This window comes from Halolamina rubra (genome assembly GCF_000739555.1).
Taxonomy (GTDB): Archaea; Halobacteriota; Halobacteria; order Halobacteriales; family Haloferacaceae; genus Halolamina; species Halolamina rubra.
This window is the reverse complement of sequence record NZ_BBJN01000030.1, coordinates 132,723-149,546: the sequence shown is the minus strand read 5'-3', so window position 1 is coordinate 149,546 and position 16,824 is coordinate 132,723. Positions and strand designations below refer to the sequence as shown.

The following is a 16,824-nucleotide window of genomic DNA, read 5'->3' as shown; positions in this document are numbered from 1 at the left end:
GTACGTAGCTGTACATCGTCGATGCTCAGACGTACGTAGCCTGTACATCGATCGATGCTCAGACGTACGTGCTCAGCAGGCTCCAGGCTCGCCGAACGGAGTCGGCGAGCGGTCGCTCGTCCCTTGGCTACACACAGACACGGCAGCAGGCTCCAGGCTCGCCGAACGGAGTCGGCGAGCGGTCACTCGCCGTGTCTGGCTACGTCCACTTGATGCTGCAGCCCCGCGACGGCTGTTCCTCGATGTCGACGGCCTCCCCGGCGAGCACGGCGTCGATCGCGTCGCGGATGTAGAACTCGGAGGGCTCGTCGTCGGGGTTGGGTGCGTCGTCGAGGCGGCCGTGGTACGCGAGCGTCCAGCGGTCCCCCTCGCGCCGGAACAGGAACGGGTCCGGCGTGCAGACGGCGCCGTAGGACTCGGCGACGGCCTGGCTCTCGTCGCGGAGGTAGGCGTCGTAGGCGACCTCGCCCGACTCGACGTACTCCCGCATCGTCTCGAAGCTGTCCTCCGGGTACTCCTCGGCGTCGTTGGGGTTGATGCCGACGACGGCCGCGTCGTCGTACTCGGCGGCCAGCTCGTTCAGCAGCTCGAACTTCGCCTGCGCGTACGGGCAGTGGTTGCAGGTGAAGACGATGAGGAGCGCGTCCGCGTCGGCGAAGCTGTCGAGGGAGTACGTCCCGCCGTCGACGCCCGGCAGCGAGAACGGCGGTGCCTCGTCGCCGCGCTCCAGTTCGGACTCGGATTCTTTCGCGACCATACCCGCGCTTGGACCCCACACCGGAAGGTCGTTTCGGCGGGCCTACGCGTCCATGTAGCTCCCCTCCCGCGTGTTCCGCATCTCCCGGACGATCTCGAGGTACTCGTCGGTCGAGCGCTTGCCCGCCTTCGCCTCGCGGATCGCCTCGCGCTTCTCGGGGTCGGCGAGCACGTCGACGACCATCGACGCCGTCACTTTCGCGGGGAGGAGGTACGCCATCTCCTCGTCGACGGCGCCGAACTCGGTGGAGTGGGCCGACCCCTCGAACCCGCCGGTCCAGGGGTGGACCGCGGGGACGATCTGGCTCACGTCGCCCATGTCCGTCGAGCCCGTGACGTGCTGGTGCTCGCCGTGGACGGCGTCCTCGCCGATCACCTCGCGGGCGTTGTCGTCGAACGCCGCGACGAGCGTCTCGTCGGTCCGCAGGGGGAGATAGCCCGGGAAGTCCTCGATCGTGACGTCCGAGCCGACGGCCATCGCGCCGGACTCCAGCGCCCGGTTGGTGGTCTCGTTGGCGTCCTCGATGGCGTCGACGCTCTTGGCGCGGACGTACGACTCCATGCGCACGTCCGCCGGGACGACGTTGACGCCGTCGCCCCCTTTCGTCACGATGGGGTGGACCCGGACGTGCTCCTCGTCGGGGAACGTCTCCCGGTTGGCGTTGACGGCGTTCATCCCCGCCATCGCGGCGTTGAGCGCGTTGACACCCTCCTCGGGCGCGCCGCCGGCGTGGGACTCCCGCCCCTCGTACTGGACGGTCTTCCCGACGAACCCGTTTGAGGAGAAGTCGCTGCTGACCTCCCGTTCCGGGGTCTCGCTGGCGGCGTGGATCATCGCCGCGCAGTCCACGTCGTCGAAGTACCCCCGGCGGATGAGCTCCTGCTTGCCGCCGAAGAACTCGATCTCGCCGTCGTCGAGCAGGCCGCGGCGGTACTCCAGGTCGAGATACTCCTCGGCCGGGACGGCGATGAACTCCACCGCGCCCGGCAGGTCGTCGACGACGCCCGACGCGACCAGCCCGTAGGCGGCGCCGACGAGGTTCGCCAGCTGCGCCTCGTGGCCGCAGGCGTGGCAGGCGCCCGTCTCCGGGTCCGCCGCGGGGTGGCCGGGGTTGACGAGCGCGTCAAGCTCGCCGAGCAGGGCGAACACGAACTCGTCGTCGGCTTCGTCGGCGTCGGCCTCGGTGTCCCCGGCGCCGCCAGCCCGGGCGCGGGCGCCGGTGACCGCCAGTTCGGTCTCCACGTCGAGCCCGAGTCCGCGGAACGCCTCGGCGACCTTCCGCGTGGTTTCGGTCTCCTTGTACCCCAACTCCGGCTCGGCGTGCACGGACTCGGCGAGTTCGAGGATCGCCTCGTCGTTGTCGTCGATCGCCTCCCGGACGCGCCGCTTGAGCGCCGCCGTGTCAGTCATCGAGGCCACCGACGGGTGGGCGGAAGATGAGTGTGGCGTCCGGGGCAATCAGGCCACGTTCCGCTCGTGGAGCAGCTCCCCACGCTCGAACCGGTCGCTCCCGAGGTCCGACACGTCGACCGTCGACGCCTCGCCGTCGAGGAGCAGCTCCGCGACGACCTGCCCGGTCGCGGGCGCGTGCTGGAACCCGTGCCCCGAGAAGCCGACCGCCTGCACGAACCCCGGGAACGACTCCTCGAGGATCGGGTGGTGGTCGGGGGTTACCGCGTAGAGGCCGGCCCAGCCGCGCTTCAGTCGCGTCTCGTCCCCGAAGTAGTCGCAGTAGACGCCGGCGCGTTCGACCGTCTCGGCCGCCCACGCGACGTCGAACGACTCGGAGAACGAGTCGGGGTCGGGCGTCTCCGGCGCGTCGGCGAAGTAGCCGCCCACGACCGCCGCGCCGTCGCGCTCCGGCCGGAAGTGCGAGCTCGTCTCGAGGTCGATGGTGAGCGGATCGCTCTCCGGCACTGGGCGCTCCGGGTCGACGACGAGCGCCTGGCGGCGCTGTGGCTCGATCGGGAGGTCGAGCCCCGCCATCGCGGCGAGTTCGCCGGCCCACGGGCCCGCGGCGTTCACCACCGCGTCGGCGTCGATGGCGCCGTCGCTGGGCGCGCCCTCGCCCGTCGCGTCGACGCCGACGACGCGGCCGTCGTCGAGCCGAACGTCGGTGACGGCGGTGCCTGTCCGGATGTCGACCCCCCGCTCGCGGGCGGCGTCGGCGTACCCCTGCAGCGCGAGGTACGGGTCCGCGAACCCGTCGCGTGGGTTGTACGTCGCGGCGGCGATCTCGTCCGGATCGACGCCCTCGCAGTACTCTGTGGCCTCCTCGGGCGTCAGCAACGCCGTCTCGGCGCCGCGCTCGCGCTGGAGCTCGACCTGCCGCTCCAGCCCGGCGGCGGTCTCCTCGGTCCGCGCGAGCAGCAGGTACCCCGTCTGCCGGAACGCGATGTCGACGCCGAAGCGCTCCTCGAACGACTCCCACACCGGGCGGCTGGCCAGCGTCAGATCGACGTTGACCGCCGTCGAGAACTGCGCGCGGATCCCCCCGAGCGCGCGGGCGGTGCTCCCGCTCCCCAGACTGTCCCGCTCACAGAGCACCACGTCGGCCCCGCGGTCGGCCAGCGCGGACGCGCTCGACAGGCCGACGATCCCCCCACCGACGACAACGACTCGCATGGGGAGGCCTCGGCGGGGGGTGGGGAAAACGGTTGTGCCGCCCGGCGTGTGCCCGGCACAGATCCGAGCCCGTCGCGAACAGGCGACGCGTGGGTCGCTCGCGAGGGGCGCGTCGCGCTCCGGCCTCGACTCCCTCGCGGTGGGTTCAGTCGACGGGGAGGCTGGTCCCGCCATCGCCCTTGAACGTTCGGCCAAGAGCTTTCTCCGCGGCGGCGAAGGTGGGAGTATGCGCGTACTCTCCGACGACGACGTGGCGAGCCTGCTGGAGCTCCCGGCGCTGCTGCCGGAGATCAAGCGGGCGTTCCTGAAGCAGGGGCGCGGCGAGGTCGAGCGCCCCGAGCGGCCGCATTTCCCGGTCGGGATCGGACTGGACGGCGACGACCCGCTGGGCACGGGGCTCACGATGCCGGCGTACCTCCACGGCGACGACCACTACGCGACGAAGCTGGCGAGCGTCCACGAGGGCAACGCCGACCGCGCGCTCCCGACCGTCCAGGCCCAGATCGCGGTCACCGACGCCCGGACGGGTGAGCCGGCGGGGCTGCTGGCGGGTACCCGGATCACCAACGCCCGGACGGGCTGTATCGGCGGGCTGGCGGCGAGGGAGCTGGCCGCCGGCGACGGGGCGGTCCGGCTCGGCGTCGTCGGCGCCGGCACGCAGGCGCGCTGGCAGACCCGCGCGATCGCGGCCGCCCGCGGCGTCGACGCCGTTCGGGTGTACTCCCCCAGCGACTCTCGGGCGGCGTGTGCCGCCGACCTCCGGGCGGAGGGGATCGACGCCGAGGCGGTCGACTCGGCGCGGGCGGCCGTCTCGGACGCCGACGTGGTCGTGACGGCGACGACGGCGACCGAGCCCGTCTTCCCCGGCGACGCGCTCGCCCCCGGGACGCTCGTCGTCGCCGTGGGGGCGTACACGGCCGAGATGCGCGAACTCGATCGGGAGACGGTCTCGCGGGCCGCGCGGCTGTTCGCGGACGTGCCGACGGAGGTGGCCGAGACCGGCGACTTCCCCGACCACGACGCGGCGGCGTTCACGCCGCTCTCGGCGGTGTTCGAGGGCGATACGGGGCGGGCGTCCGACAACGAAATCCTGGTCGTCGGCTCGGTCGGGTCGGCCGTGCTCGACGCCGCGGCGGCGACGGCGCTGTTCGATCGAGCGATCGCGGAGAATGTCGGGACGGACGTGGCCCTGTGAACTACTCCTGGACGCCGCCGAAGGGGTCCTCCTCCGACTCGTCGGCGAAGGGGCCGCCGCGCTCGTCGTCGAACTCGTCGTCGGCGCCGCCGAACTCCCGGAACAGCGTCTCGAACTCGTCGTCGGAGTCCATCTCCGCGATCGTCGTGTCCAGATCCTCGCGGAGCGTGTCGAGCCGGTCGGTGAGCTGGCCGTACTCCGCGTTCTCCGCGAGCTCGGCGTCGGTCTTCTCGGCCTCGAGCAGCGCCTTCTTCGACGCCAACGAGAACAGCTCCTGAACGCCGGCGTCGTACGTCCCACGGCGCTGCAGGTTGCCGACGGTGTCGAGCAGCTCGTCCCGCGCGACCGGCTTCACGAGGTAGTCGTCGAACCCCATCCCGAGCACGTCGAAGTCGGGCTCGACGGCGGTGACCATCGCGACCTGACAGTCCAGGCCGCGCTCCTGGATCGCGTCCAGCACGTCGTCGCCCGACAGCCCCGGCATCCGGCGGTCGAGCAGCACGATGTCGACCTCGGCGTCGAGGTCTTCGAGCGCCTCCCGACCACCGTAGGCGGTGCGAACGCGGTAGCTGTCGCCGAGCCACGCGGCGTAGAGGTCCGCCAGGTCTGCCTCGTCCTCGACTACGAGCACGAGAGGTCGATCGTCACTCATCTGAAGGGTAGCGGGTAGCTATAGGTGAAAACGAGTGGCCGGCTATATCAAAATACCCCTTCCGGCCTCCTCCCCCGCCGGCCCGAGTGCTTACTCGTTGGGGCTGTAGTTGGGCGCCTCGTCTGTGATCATCACGTCGTGGGGGTGGCCCTCGGTCTGCCCGGCCGAGGAGACGCGGACGAACTCCGAGCGCTCCTTGAACTCGGGGATGCTCTCGGCGCCGACGTACCCCATCCCGGACTGCATCCCGCCGACGAGCTGGTGGAGCTCGGAGGCCAGCGTGCCCGTGTACGGCGTCGCCGCCTCGACGCCCTCGGGGACGAACTCCTCGTCGTTCTCCTCCTTGAGGTAGCGCTCGCCGCCGCCGGACTGCATCGCGCCGACGCTGCCCATCCCGCGGTACTGCTTGTACTTCTTCCCATTCATCGTGATGACGCGGCCGGGCGCCTCGTCGGTGCCCGCGAAGTAGGAGCCGAGCATCACCGCGTCGGCGCCGGCGGCGATCGCCTTGATCGCGTCGCCGGAGTAGCGGATCCCGCCGTCGGCGATCACCGGCACGTCGTGCTGGCTCGCCACGTCGGCGACCTGCGCGACGGCGGTGATCTGGGGCATCCCCGCGCCGGAGACGACCCGGGTCGTACAGATGCTGCCCGGGCCGATCCCGACCTTGAGGCCGTCGGCGAAGTCGACGATCGCCTCGGCGGCCTCCCTGGTGCCGACGTTGCCGACGACCACGTCGGCGTCGACGGTCTCGGCGATCGCCTTCGCGGAGTCGATGACGTTGAGGTTGTGGGCGTGGGCGCAGTCGATGAACAGCACGTCGGCGCCGGCCTCGTCGGCGACGACCGCGCGCTCGTCGTCGAACGGGCCGACCGCGACGCCGACGCGCAGGCGACCGTCATCGTCCCGGGCCGCGTTCTCGTTCTCGCGGCGCGCGAGGATCCCCTGCATCGTCACGAGCCCGACGAGGTGGTCCTCGTCGTCGACGATGGGGACGCGCTCGATCTTGTGGTCGTACATGAGCTCGAGCGCGTCGCGGGCGCTCACGTCCGCCGCCGCGGTGACGACCTCGTCGGTCATCGCCTCGCGCACCTCGTCGCTCTCGCCGACCTCGAGGTACGGGCGGATGTCGGTGCCGGAGATGATCCCCAGCACGGTGTCGTCGTCGTCGACGACCGGCGCGCCCGAGACGCCCTCGCGCTCCATCATCGCGTCGACCTCGTTCACCGTCTGCTCGGGGGAGGCGGTGACGACGTTCTCCCGCCGGATCACCAGCTCGTCGGCGCGTTTGACCTGCGCGATCGACGCCGCCATCTCGTCGCTCGTCATGTTCTGGTGGAGCACGCCGAGCCCGCCCTCGCGGGCCATCCCGATGGCCATCCCGGCCTCGGTGACCGTGTCCATCGCCGCCGAGAGGACGGGGATCTGGAGTTCGACGTTGGTCGAGACGCGCGTGGAAACGTCCGCGGCGTCCGGTTCGACACGGCTCTCCATCGGCCGCAGGAGCACGTCGTCGAACGTCAGCGCCTCCGGCACTCGTAGCTTCTCTGAGAAGGGTTCTGCCCCGTTACTCGCCATGTAGTCGGTGGTGAGGCTCGCCCCAAAAACGTTCCGAGTCGGGTGACCGTATGGCCACGATACGCACAGTAGCCGGCCGACAGTGGCCGATAGCCGGTCGCAGCCGCCGAGCTAACGGGACGATTCGACGTTTCTTCAGTTCAACCGTGCATCTGCCGAGGGTTCCTCGACTCACGTCCAGTTTCACCGACGATCCGGTCGTGGTTATGGGGGCCACTCTCACACAACGTTTATCGGCTTATCGGGGGAATACCCGTGTATGGACGTCGACCGTCCCGCCGCATCGCGCATCGCCGGCCAGTCGCCCAGCAGCGCCGTCGACCAGCCGACACCGATGTGGCGGACAGCTCGATGTCTCTTCCCGAAATTTACAGGATTCCACCTCCGTCGCGGCTATCCGGACTCGGGAGAACACCACCGTTTGGCCACGGGTGAGGCCGCGAGCTAGTCGTGAGCGTCTCAGACCACCCGATCGCGTTACGCCTCGAACAGCGCGTCGGCGGCGCCACGAAGCTGCTGGCGACGGTGATGGGGCTGCCGCTCGTCGACGGCATCTTCCCCGCGCTCGTCGTCGCCGGCGCCCTCACGACCGACGCGGGCGGGATGGACCCGTGGGGCGTGCTCCAGACCGGGCTGCTCATCTTCGGCGGCTCCGCCACGGTCGCGGTGATCCTCGCCGAGATGGAGGGGAGCCCGATCCAGAAGGCGACCTCCGTCCTCCTGATCGGCCTGGTGCTGATCCCGCTCGCCGTCGTCGAGGCGGCGTTCGCCCAGACGATCTACTCGATGTTCGACCCGGACGTGTTCCAGCGCTTCGCGGGGCTGGTGATCCTCGCGATCGCCGCCAAAACCGCGAGCGCGGAGGTGGGCACGTACCTCCCGGGCCCCGGCGCGATCGTCGCGCTGGGTGTCGTCGCCAGCTACCGTCCCGCGGGCGCGACGCTCTCCATGAGCTTCGAGCTCTCGACGCTGCTGCCCGCGGCGGCCGCCGCTGGCACGGGGATCGCGTTCGCTCTGGGCGTCGCGCTCAGCGCCCCCCAGCTCCAGGGCGCGGTCGACATCGATCGCTTCCGGTTCGGCAGCGCCGTCGCGCTGGGGATGCTCGCCGTCGACGTGCTCGGCGTGCTGGTGACCGACCAGCCGGTCGCGCTCGCCGTGCTCGCGGTGACCGCGCTGCTCTCCTACGACCCGAACTCCGAGGGCGACGCGGGGGCGGCGACCGACGACGACGCGCCGCCGACGTACAGCCCCGACGCCGACAGCGAGGACCGCCCGGTCGACCTCCCCGCCGAGCTGGCCGCCGCCAGCCGCGCCGGCGGGGCCGACGCGGAGTCGGCCGTCGGCGCCGCCGACGGGGGGATGATCGAGGGCGAGGAGGAGCCGGCCGCGGAGTCTGACGAGCCCGAACGCCCGCCGTATCTCTGAGGCGGGTCAGCGGTTCTGCAGCCACCAGACTGCGCCGACGCCGAGCAGCACCGCCGCCCCGCCGAGGAAGAACAGCAGCCCCGGCGGGAGCGCGAACGCGTCCTCCGCGACCCGCACGGTTTCGGCCATCTCCGTCGCCGTGGGCTCGGGGGTCGAAGTCGTCTGGGCGATCGCCATATCGCTCTCGGTCTCGGTCGCGACCTCCGTCGCCGTGGCGCCGGCCTGGTGGTCGGCGGCGCCGCCGGCGCCCGTCCCGAACGGGAGCGGCAGGTCGCCGAGGTACGACTGGACGAGCACGCTCGCCAGCCCCAGCGCCGCGACGGCGCCGATGAGCCGCGAGAGCGCGGCTTTCAGGCCGGTCGTGTCGTCCTCGGTGCCGGCGTAGACGATCAGCGGCGCGTCCGCCGGGCCGTACACCGTCATCTCGCGACCCTTCTCGGAGTACACCGTGTCGACGGGCTCGATCAGGCCGGCGTCCTCGAGGTTGCCGATGTGGTACTGGGCGTTCTGCAGCGAGAGGTCCAGCCGGTCGGCGACCCCCGAGGGGGTGGCCGGGTCGTCGTGGAACTCCCGCAGCATCCCCCGAGCGGTTTCCGAGGAGAGCGCGGCGAGGGTCTCGCCCGCCTCGTCGCTGTCGACGCCGAGCACCCGGGGCTCCGGGTCGGGGTCGGCGTCCGGGGTGGAGGGCAGTATGTCGACCATGCAGCCACCGTTTTCGTGCGGGTCGTTGAAACTCTATCCCCTTCGACCCCGACGAGCTGTCACGTCGACGTCAGTCCCGCCGCCCTGGCACGACCAGCACCCGGAGGTCGTTGACGTTCGTCCCGGTCGGGCCGGTCGTCAGCGCCGCGTCCCGGGCCGCGAGATAGCCCAGCGAGTCGTTCCGCGCGAGCGCGTCGCCGGCCTCGGCGTCGTCCGTCACGGTCCCGGAGTCGACCAGCGCGCCCGCGGCGTCGCTCGCGCCGTCCCGGCCGTCGGTGTCGACGGCGGCGACGACCAGCCCGTCGCCCACGCGGTCGACGCCCGCCGACAGCGAGCGCGCCGCCTCGAGTGCGAACTCCGTGTTCGGGCCGCCGTCGCCGTCCCCCCGCACGTCGACGGTCGTCTCCCCGCCGGAGAGCAGGACGGCGGGCGGGTCGACGGGATCGCCGGACGCGGCTGCCTCCTCCGCGACCGCGACGTGGGTCGGCGCCGCGCCTCGTGCCTCGCCCTGGACTCGCGAGGAGAGCACGCAGGGCTCGTACCCCCGCTCCGCGGCCGCGTCGGCGGCGGCGTCGATGGCCGTTCGGGCGCCGGCGACGACGTGGGTTGGCACGTCGGCGACCGCCGGGTCTGCCGGACCGGGCGTCTCCGGCCGCTCGCCGGCGGCGCCGGCTTCGAGATGGTCGCGGACCGCCGGCGCGTCGACAGCGTACCGGGAGAGCACCGCGAGCGCGTCGTCGTACCCCGTCGCGTCCGGCGCCCCCGGGCCGGAGCCGATCACCGAGGGCGAGTCGCCGACCACGTCGCTGACCGCGAGCCCGACGACCGTGGCGGGGGCGGCGGCGGCCGCGAGCCGGCCGCCTTTCACCCGCGAGGCGTGCTTGCGGACGGCGTTGATCGCCTCGATGTCGGCGCCGGCGTCGAGGAGCCCCCGAGTGACCTCGCGGAGGTCGTCGACGGCGAGCTCACCGGCAGGCGACGCGAGCAGCGCGCTCGCACCGCCTGTGACGACCGAGAGGACGAGCGTGGACGCGTCGGCCGATTCGGCGAGGTCGAGCAGTCGCTCGGTCGCGTCGGCGCCTGCCGGCGTCGGGACCGGGTGGCCGCCGGCTTCCAGGGCGACGGCGCCGATGGAGCCGCCCACGTCGGCGTGGTCCTCGGGGACGACGACGAGCCCGTCGGTGATTCGCTCGCCCAGGCGGGCGTCGAGCGCGCGGACCACGCCGGGCGCCGCCTTCCCGCCGCCGAGGACGAGGATCCGGTCGAACGCCGAGAGGTCGACGAACGATCGATCGCCAGTGTCGATCTCGAGATCCGCGCCGGTCACGGCGACGGCGTCGCGGGTCGCGCGCTCGGGGTCGGCGCCGCGGATGCCGGCCGCGAGGCAGTCGAGCGCGACCTCGTGGGCTGGCGAGCGAGCGAGGGTCGCGCGGTTGCGGAACACGGGCGTGAGCGCGGCGGCAGGGGTCAAAACGGTTTGGGAGGGCTTTCGTCACGGTAAAGGCCCGGCGGCGCCGAGCCCTCCCCAATGAGTGAGTCGGAGGGGAGCGTGCAGGTCGTGGGGACCGCGCACGTCTCCGCCGAGAGCGTCCGGGAGGTCGAGGAGACCATCGAGACGGAGCGCCCGGACGCCGTCGCCGTCGAACTGGACGAGGGGCGCTACAACCAGATGCGCGGCGGGGAGCCCGAGGACCTCTCCGCGGGCGACCTGCTCGAGGGGAACACCGTGTTCCAGTTCCTCGCGTACTGGATGCTCTCCTACGTGCAGGCGCGGCTGGGCGACCGCTTCGACATCGAGCCCGGCGCGGAGATGCTCGCCGCCGTCGAGACCGCGGAGGATCTGGGGATCGAGATCGCCCTGGTCGACCGCGACATCCAGGAGACGATCCGCCGGTTCTGGTCGCGGATGGGGCTGTTCGAGAAGCTACAGGTCGTCGGGTCGCTCGCGTTCGGGGTCACCGACCCCCGGATCGGCGGCGTGCTGTTCGGCGTGCTGGTGGGGGTCGTGCTGGGCCCGATCCTCGGCGTGTTCGGCGGCGCCGTCGGCGTCACGCAGTCACTGCTGGTCGGGCTCACCGGGAGCGCGCTCGTGGGGCTGCTGTCGGCGTACGTGCTCGCCGAGCTCGCCTTCCGCACGCTCCAGGACGACGCGCTGGCGCTCGCGGTCGCCGGCGGCGGCGGGTTCGCTATCGGCACCCTCGCCGGCGTCGGGCTCGGACTCACCGACGCGTTGGTCACCCAGTACCTCGGCGACTTCGTGATCAGCGCCGTCGGGTCGATGACGCTGGGGCTCGCCGCGGGGCTGGTCGTCGGCGTCGCCGTCGCGGGCGCGATGAGCCTCCTCGGCGAGGGCGGCGAGTCTGCCGACGAGGAGGTTGAGGAGCTGCTCGATCCCGACGACCTCACCGACACCGACGTGGTGACCGCGATGATGGAGGAGTTCCGGCAGTTCTCCCCCGGCGGCGCCGAGGCGCTGATCGACGAGCGCGACGCCTACATCGCGCACAACCTGCTCGACCTGCGCGCCCAGGGGAAGGACGTGGTCGCGATCGTCGGCGCCGGCCACCGCGCGGGGATCGAGGAGTATCTCGCCCACCCCGAGCGACTGCCGCCGCGGGAGTCGCTGACGGGACAACGGGAGCGCCTGCTCCCCTGGGGGAAGATCGCCGCCGTCGCTATCACCGGCGCGTTCGTCGCATTCTTCGTGCTGCTGGCGATGGCGGGCGTCGAGGACCGCTTCCTGCTGGAGCTGTTCGCGGCGTGGTTCGTCGTCAACGGCGTGTTCGCGGCGGGGCTGGCGCGGCTGGTCGGCGCCCACTGGCCCTCGGCGCTGGTCGGCGGCTCGGTCGCGTGGCTCACCTCCGTGAACCCCCTGCTCGCGCCGGGCTGGTTCGCGGGCTACGTCGAGCTCCGGTACACCACCGTCAACGTCGGCGACATCGAGACGCTGAACGCGATGCTCGACGACCAGGAGACGCCGCTGCTGGAGCTGATCGACCAGATGTTCGACGTGCCGCTGTTCAAGCTCATCATGATCGTCGCGCTGACGAACGTCGGCAGCTTCGTCGCCTCGTTCCTGTTCGCGCTGTACGTGCTGCCACCGTTCTTCGGCGACATCGGCGGCGTGAGCGCGGTGCCACAGCTCCTGATCGAGGGCGCACAGAACAGCGCCCGCGGCATCTGGAGGTGGGTCGCGTGAGCGCGCCCGACGGCGGGCGAGGCGCGGCCGGGGGCCGGTTCGAACCCGACCCCTCGCTGCGGTTCTCGGGCCAGGAGATCCAGGACCTGCTGATCGCGTGGCTCGCGCTCGGCGTCGCGTTCGCGATCTTCTTCGCCGGCGGCGGCCAGCGCGCGATCGCGCTCGTGACGGGGAGCCCGTCGACGTTCGCGGTCGCGCTAGTCGTCTCGCTGCTGACCGCGGGCGTCGGGTTCCTGCTCCACGAACTCGGGCACAAGGTGATGGCGGTCAGGTACGGCAATATCGCCGCGTTCCGCGCCGAGTACAACATGCTGTTCCTGGCGATCATGAGCGCGTTCCTCGGGTTCATCTTCGCCGCCCCGGGCGCGGTCCACCACCGCGGCCGGCTGACCGACCGCCAGCACGGGCTGATCGCGCTCGCGGGGCCGGCGGTGAACCTCGTGCTCGCGGTCGTGTTCGTCCCGCTCTGGATCGGCGGCGTCGCCCTCGGCATCGACCTGCTCGAACTGCTCGGCGGCCGCGGGCTCGCGGTGAACCTGTTCCTCGCGGCGTTCAACATGATACCCATCGGCGCGCTCGACGGGAAGACGATCGTGGGCTGGAGCAAGGCGGTCTGGGCGGCGGTGTTCCTCCCCAGCATCGCGGTGACGGTGTACGTCGTGTTCGTGCTGGGCGTCGGCTTCTGACCCGCGACGGAGCGGAGGACTTTTGCGCGGCCCTCCCGCCGCTTCAGCCATGACCGAGGAGGAGGGGCTGACGTACTCGGACGCCGGCGTCGACATCGCCGACAGCGAGGCGGCGACGGCCGCGCTGGTCGGCGCCGCGGGCGCCGCGGGCGAGGGCACCGACAGCGACTACGCCGGGCTGCTCGACATCGGCGACCGCTACCTCGCGCTGGCGACCGACGGCGTCGGGACGAAGCTGCTCGTCGCCGAGGCGATGGAGGACTACTCGACGGTGGGCATCGACTGCATCGCGATGAACGCCAACGACCTCGTCGCCGCCGGGGTCCGCCCGGTGGCGTTCGTCGACTACCTCGCCGTCGACGAGCCCGACGAGCGGTTCGCCGAACAGATCGGCGAGGGGCTCGCCGCGGGCGCCGACGCCGGCGACCTCGAACTCGTCGGCGGCGAGACGGCGGTGATGCCCGAGGTCGTGAAGGGGCTCGATCTCGCGGGCACCTGCGCGGGGCTGGCCCGGAAGGACGCGGTGTTCGAGGGGCGCGCCGAGCCGGGCGACGCGCTCGTCGGCTGGGAGTCCTCCGGGATCCACTCGAACGGGCTCACGCTCGCCCGCGAGGCGGTCACCCGCGAGTACCAGTACACGGACCCCTACCCCGGCGAGCGCTACGAGGCCGTCGGCGACGCGCTGCTCGAGCCGACGCGGCTGTACACCGACCTGCTCGACCCGATGCGCGAGCACGGCGTCCGCGCCGCCGCACACGTCACCGGCGGCGGCTGGACGAACCTCGAACGCCTCGGCGAGTTCCACTACGAGATCGACGACCCGTGGCCGGCCCAGCCGGTGTTCGACTTCGTGCAGGACCTCGGCGACGTGAGTGACGAGGAGATGCACCGGACGTTCAACATGGGCACTGGGTTCGTCGCCGCCGTCGATCCGGAGAAGGCGGACTCGCTCGTGGGGGAGACCGAGGGGCGCGTGATCGGGCGGGTAGCGGAAGGCGACGGTGTGGCGATCCGCGGGCTGGAGCTGTAGCGGCTGGTTCTGTGGAGTCGCGGCCCGCGTCAGGAGAGGTGGCTCGCGATGTCCGCTTCGGTGATGATCCCCACAGCCTCGCCGCCGTCGGTGACGATCACCGCCTTGTAGTGGTCGAGCAGGTTGCGGATCTCGTCGACGGTCGCGTCGGCGCCGACGGTCGGGAACGACTCGCTCATCACCTCGGCGACGGGCAGGTCGCCGACGTTCTCGCCGGCGTGGATCACGTCGGACTGGGAGATCGAGCCCACGGGGACGCCGTTCTGGATCACCGGCAGCTGTGAGTACGCCTCCTCGTCCATCAGCTCGACCGCGTCGGTGACGGAGTCGTCCGGGCTCACGTGGACCACGCTCTCGTGCATCAGGTCCGTCGCCCGGACCACCTCGCCCTCGGCCTCGTCGAGCGCCTCGACGATCCGTCTGAGCGTCGAGAGCCGCGGGTCCACGTCGTCGTTCTCGACGCGGGCGATCAGCGGCTGGGAGACGCCGGCGCGGTCGGCCAGCGCCGACTGGGTCATCCCCACCGCGTTCCGCCGCTCGCGCAGGTCCTCGGGTGTCGGCAGCTCCATGCCGACGGATAACTACGGGTAATTTGAAAGCGTTTCGGAAGAACGGGCCGGCGAGCGCGCCGTGACCGGCCTACTCGGCTGTCTGCTCGTCCTCCTCGGTCTCGATCGTCTGGATGACCTCCAGGGGAACGTCCCGGAGCGCGCCGCCGACCTCGCTCTTGGCGATGCGGGTGGCGTGCTCCTCGTTCTCGGCGTTGAAGATGTCGATCTCGAGCACCAGCCCCACGAGGGCGGTGCCGGCGGCGATGAACGCGGAGTCGAACGGCTCGCCACAGGCCGGGCAGTCGGTCAGCCCGACCTCGACGTCGACGTACTCCTTGTCCGCCTCGTTGAGTCGGCGGCCGGACTCGGAGACGGCGACGCCGATGGCGTCGTCGATGTCCTCGACGTCTCGCACGAGCCACGCGGCCTCCATCACGACGTGATAGTTGCTCATACAGAAGCCAGTAGCCTGCGCACGTTAACTCCAGCGAAGCGCGACGACGAGCGACGAGCGCCCGAGTCGACCGTCAGGTCCGCCCCCACGTCCACTTCGCGTCGAACACGTAGCGGTAGACGCCGCTGACGACGATCCCCACCGCGTTCGCCAGCAGGTACTGGACCGAGCCGAAGTCGACCAGCGCGTACAGCACCGCCAGCTGGATCGGGATCGCCGTCCCGCGCACGACGTTCGTCTTCACGAGCCCGGTGAGGTAGTCCGCCCAGCCGGTGTTCTGCATCGACGCGAACGTCCACGCGTTGTTGAGCACGTACGTCATCACGATCGTGATCTCGATCGCGACCGTCGCGCCGAGGAGGTAGTTCGCGCCGCCGGCGTCGACGAACAGCCAGAGCAGCAGCATCTGCACGCCCGCGGTCGTCGTGCCGACGACGACGTACCGCCGGAGCTGGACGGCGACCGGGCCGCTCAGGAGGCTGCGGATGAACGAGCGGATCATCTACCGGTAGCCGAGCGCCTCGAGTCGGTTCTCCAGGTCGGCGTCGACGCCCTCCTCGGGGCCGGCTGCGGTGTCCGCCTCGGCAGCGGCGCGCAGCAGGTCGGCGTGGGCGTCGACGATCCCGCCGAACTCCGCCATCAGCTCCCGTTGCTCCGGCGTGGGGTCCGCGCTCAGGTCCTCCTGCTGGGTCGGGTCGTCGGGGCGGTAGTACAGTTCGGTCGCCTCGGCGCCGGCAGCATCGACGTTCTCGACGTACGTCCAGTCGCGGTCCCGGACACTCACCAGCAGGTCGCCGTCGTCGAGCGAGCGCGGGATGGGTTGGCTGGTCACCTCCTCCCCCCGGACCGTCACGGAGACGACGGGCTCGTCCGCCGGCTCCTCGCCGTCGCGGACGCTCGGCGCGACGCTCGACCCCGTCCAGGCCGCGGGCGCGTCGACGCCGAGCAGGTCGGTCACGGTCGGCGGGATCGCGTCGAGGCCGACCTGCCCCTCGATCCGCTCGCCGTCGGCGCCGGGCACGTCGACGATCAGGGGGACGTTGATCAGTTCGTCGTACAGCTTGGGGTAGTGCGCGAGGTGGCCGTGTTCCTGGAACTCCTCGCCGTGGTCGCCGGCGACGACGACCGCCGTCTCGTCGGCGACGCCCGCGGCTTCCAGGGAGTCGAGCACGCGACCGACGCTGGCGTCGACCTGCCGGACGGCGGCCTGGTAGAGCGTGCGGAGATCCCGGAGCGTCCGGTCGCCGACGTTCCAGCCCAGCCCGGTTCGGGTGTGGGCGTGGATCATCCTGTGGGTGCCGAGGCGGGCGTCGGACACCTCGCGGATGTACCGCGGCGCCGGCACGTACGGCGTGTGGGCGTCCATGTAGTGGATCCAGAGGAAGAACGGCTCGTCGGCGGCCTCGACGAAGTCGGTCGCCGCGTGTTCCACGTCGAACATGCGGGAGGTGTCGAGGAACGGGCGCTCGTCGGTGCCGCCGCGGAGCCAGGAGCCGAACCGCCGGAGCGGCGAGGTGGCGAGCTGGAGCCACGCCTCGACGGTCGGGTGGGTGGCGAGGTACTTGCTGTAGATGCTCGAGCCGACGCTGGCGACGAACGGTTCGAACTCGTCGAACCCGTCGTCGTACCCCCAGTGGGAGGTGAGGAACCCGTTGGCGGCGTTGAACCCCGCCGTGTCGAACCCCGCGTCCGAGAGCGTCTCCGCGAGCGTCTCGGCGCCGTCGACGCCGATGCGGCCGGTGTCGCCGAACACGGGTCGCGAGCCCATGATTGACGGGAACGAGAACGGCGTCCAGTTGCCGGTGGCGAAGGCGCGCTCGAACGTCGCGCCGCGGTCGGCGAGGCCGTCGAGCACGGGCGTGGTGCGGTCGTCGTCGTAGGCGCCCAGCGCGTCGGCCCGGAGCGAGTCGACCGTGACGAGTACGACGTTCGAGGGGTCGGTGTCGGTCATGGTGGGTCCCCGACTGCGG

Annotated in this window: 16 protein-coding genes; 5 read left to right on the top strand and 11 right to left on the bottom strand. The window is 71.5% G+C overall.

The annotated features are described in order from the left end of the window. Positions 1-199: 199 nt before the first annotated feature. The 3 genes from ACP95_RS09020 to ACP95_RS09010 are packed head-to-tail and all read right to left on the bottom strand — an operon-like array spanning position 200 to position 3,382. Positions 200-757: a thioredoxin family protein gene (locus tag ACP95_RS09020; protein WP_049980881.1), complete on the bottom strand. Its 558-nt coding sequence runs from the start codon at positions 755-757 to the stop codon at positions 200-202. Positions 758-799: 42 nt separating this feature from the next. Then, the gene (locus ACP95_RS09015) at positions 800-2,167 is read right to left on the bottom strand and encodes an amidohydrolase (RefSeq protein WP_049980880.1); all 1,368 of its coding nucleotides are present in this window, start codon (positions 2,165-2,167) and stop codon (positions 800-802) included. A gap of 48 nt (positions 2,168-2,215) precedes the next feature. Beyond that, positions 2,216-3,382 (bottom strand): NAD(P)/FAD-dependent oxidoreductase, encoded by a 1,167-nt coding sequence (locus tag ACP95_RS09010; protein WP_049980879.1) that lies wholly within the window; start codon positions 3,380-3,382, stop codon positions 2,216-2,218. A gap of 226 nt (positions 3,383-3,608) precedes the next feature. On the opposite strand from ACP95_RS09010, the gene ACP95_RS09005 reads away from it, so the two are divergent. Next, positions 3,609-4,577, top strand: a complete 969-nt coding sequence (locus tag ACP95_RS09005; protein WP_049980878.1) for an ornithine cyclodeaminase family protein — start codon at positions 3,609-3,611, stop codon at positions 4,575-4,577. 1 nt (position 4,578) lies between these two features. On the opposite strand, the gene ACP95_RS09000 is transcribed toward ACP95_RS09005, so the two are convergent. Both ACP95_RS09000 and guaB read right to left on the bottom strand, forming a co-directional pair. Further along, a complete protein-coding gene (locus ACP95_RS09000; protein WP_049980877.1) occupies positions 4,579-5,229 on the bottom strand; it encodes a HalX domain-containing protein in 651 nt (216 codons plus the stop codon). A gap of 90 nt (positions 5,230-5,319) precedes the next feature. Then, positions 5,320-6,807: an IMP dehydrogenase gene (gene guaB, locus ACP95_RS08995; RefSeq protein WP_049980876.1), complete on the bottom strand. Its 1,488-nt coding sequence runs from the start codon at positions 6,805-6,807 to the stop codon at positions 5,320-5,322. Between the two features lie 450 nt (positions 6,808-7,257). On the opposite strand from guaB, the gene ACP95_RS08990 reads away from it, so the two are divergent. Continuing rightward, the gene (locus tag ACP95_RS08990) at positions 7,258-8,232 is read left to right on the top strand and encodes a DUF5794 domain-containing protein (protein WP_049980875.1); all 975 of its coding nucleotides are present in this window, start codon (positions 7,258-7,260) and stop codon (positions 8,230-8,232) included. Positions 8,233-8,238: 6 nt separating this feature from the next. On the opposite strand, the gene ACP95_RS08985 is transcribed toward ACP95_RS08990, so the two are convergent. Next, the gene (locus ACP95_RS08985) at positions 8,239-8,934 is read right to left on the bottom strand and encodes an ArsR/SmtB family transcription factor (protein ID WP_049980874.1); all 696 of its coding nucleotides are present in this window, start codon (positions 8,932-8,934) and stop codon (positions 8,239-8,241) included. Between the two features lie 70 nt (positions 8,935-9,004). Further along, complete coding sequence (locus ACP95_RS08980) at positions 9,005-10,378, bottom strand: glycerate kinase type-2 family protein (RefSeq protein ID WP_049980873.1); 1,374 nt, start codon at positions 10,376-10,378, stop codon at positions 9,005-9,007. 84 nt (positions 10,379-10,462) lie between these two features. Here ACP95_RS08980 and ACP95_RS08975 point away from each other — a divergent pair, with 84 nt between their 5' ends. The 3 genes from ACP95_RS08975 to purM are packed head-to-tail and all read left to right on the top strand — an operon-like array spanning position 10,463 to position 13,849. Continuing rightward, positions 10,463-12,133, top strand: coding sequence for a TraB/GumN family protein (locus ACP95_RS08975; RefSeq protein WP_049980872.1), 1,671 nt, complete (start codon positions 10,463-10,465; stop codon positions 12,131-12,133). After that, complete coding sequence (locus ACP95_RS08970) at positions 12,130-12,819, top strand: metalloprotease (RefSeq protein WP_202593808.1); 690 nt, start codon at positions 12,130-12,132, stop codon at positions 12,817-12,819. The genes ACP95_RS08975 and ACP95_RS08970 overlap by 4 nt, the downstream gene beginning before the upstream one ends. A gap of 49 nt (positions 12,820-12,868) precedes the next feature. Then, entirely contained in the window at positions 12,869-13,849 is a 981-nt protein-coding gene (purM, locus tag ACP95_RS08965) for a phosphoribosylformylglycinamidine cyclo-ligase (protein WP_049980871.1), read from the top strand. Positions 13,850-13,878: 29 nt separating this feature from the next. Here the strand turns inward: purM and ACP95_RS08960 are convergent, their stop codons facing one another. The 4 genes from ACP95_RS08960 to ACP95_RS08945 all read right to left on the bottom strand — a co-directional run bounded on the left by ACP95_RS08960 (position 13,879) and on the right by ACP95_RS08945 (position 16,805). After that, a complete protein-coding gene (locus ACP95_RS08960; protein WP_049980870.1) occupies positions 13,879-14,418 on the bottom strand; it encodes a CBS domain-containing protein in 540 nt (179 codons plus the stop codon). Positions 14,419-14,488: 70 nt separating this feature from the next. Beyond that, positions 14,489-14,854, bottom strand: coding sequence for a DUF555 domain-containing protein (locus tag ACP95_RS08955; RefSeq protein ID WP_049980869.1), 366 nt, complete (start codon positions 14,852-14,854; stop codon positions 14,489-14,491). Between the two features lie 73 nt (positions 14,855-14,927). Next, positions 14,928-15,356 carry a GtrA family protein gene (locus tag ACP95_RS08950; RefSeq protein ID WP_049980868.1) on the bottom strand — a complete coding sequence of 143 codons (429 nt, stop codon included), beginning with the start codon at positions 15,354-15,356 and terminating at the stop codon, positions 14,928-14,930. After that, positions 15,357-16,805 (bottom strand): sulfatase, encoded by a 1,449-nt coding sequence (locus ACP95_RS08945; protein WP_049980867.1) that lies wholly within the window; start codon positions 16,803-16,805, stop codon positions 15,357-15,359. It abuts the gene before it with no gap. Between the last annotated feature and the right edge of the window lie 19 nt (positions 16,806-16,824).

Bases quoted from the DNA above. Each gene is read 5' to 3' on its own strand.
- ACP95_RS09020 (WP_049980881.1), bottom strand. From the start codon at position 757: ATGGTCGCGAAAGAATCCGAGTCCGAACTGGAGCGCGGCGACGAGGCA.
- ACP95_RS09015 (WP_049980880.1), bottom strand. From the start codon at position 2,167: ATGACTGACACGGCGGCGCTCAAGCGGCGCGTCCGGGAGGCGATCGAC.
- ACP95_RS09010 (WP_049980879.1), bottom strand. From the start codon at position 3,382: ATGCGAGTCGTTGTCGTCGGTGGGGGGATCGTCGGCCTGTCGAGCGCG.
- ACP95_RS09005 (WP_049980878.1), top strand. From the start codon at position 3,609: ATGCGCGTACTCTCCGACGACGACGTGGCGAGCCTGCTGGAGCTCCCG.
- ACP95_RS09000 (WP_049980877.1), bottom strand. From the start codon at position 5,229: ATGAGTGACGATCGACCTCTCGTGCTCGTAGTCGAGGACGAGGCAGAC.
- guaB (WP_049980876.1), bottom strand. From the start codon at position 6,807: ATGGCGAGTAACGGGGCAGAACCCTTCTCAGAGAAGCTACGAGTGCCG.
- ACP95_RS08985 (WP_049980874.1), bottom strand. From the start codon at position 8,934: ATGGTCGACATACTGCCCTCCACCCCGGACGCCGACCCCGACCCGGAG.
- ACP95_RS08975 (WP_049980872.1), top strand. From the start codon at position 10,463: ATGAGTGAGTCGGAGGGGAGCGTGCAGGTCGTGGGGACCGCGCACGTC.
- purM (WP_049980871.1), top strand. From the start codon at position 12,869: ATGACCGAGGAGGAGGGGCTGACGTACTCGGACGCCGGCGTCGACATC.
- ACP95_RS08960 (WP_049980870.1), bottom strand. From the start codon at position 14,418: ATGGAGCTGCCGACACCCGAGGACCTGCGCGAGCGGCGGAACGCGGTG.
- ACP95_RS08955 (WP_049980869.1), bottom strand. From the start codon at position 14,854: ATGAGCAACTATCACGTCGTGATGGAGGCCGCGTGGCTCGTGCGAGAC.
- ACP95_RS08950 (WP_049980868.1), bottom strand. From the start codon at position 15,356: ATGATCCGCTCGTTCATCCGCAGCCTCCTGAGCGGCCCGGTCGCCGTC.
- ACP95_RS08945 (WP_049980867.1), bottom strand. From the start codon at position 16,805: ATGACCGACACCGACCCCTCGAACGTCGTACTCGTCACGGTCGACTCG.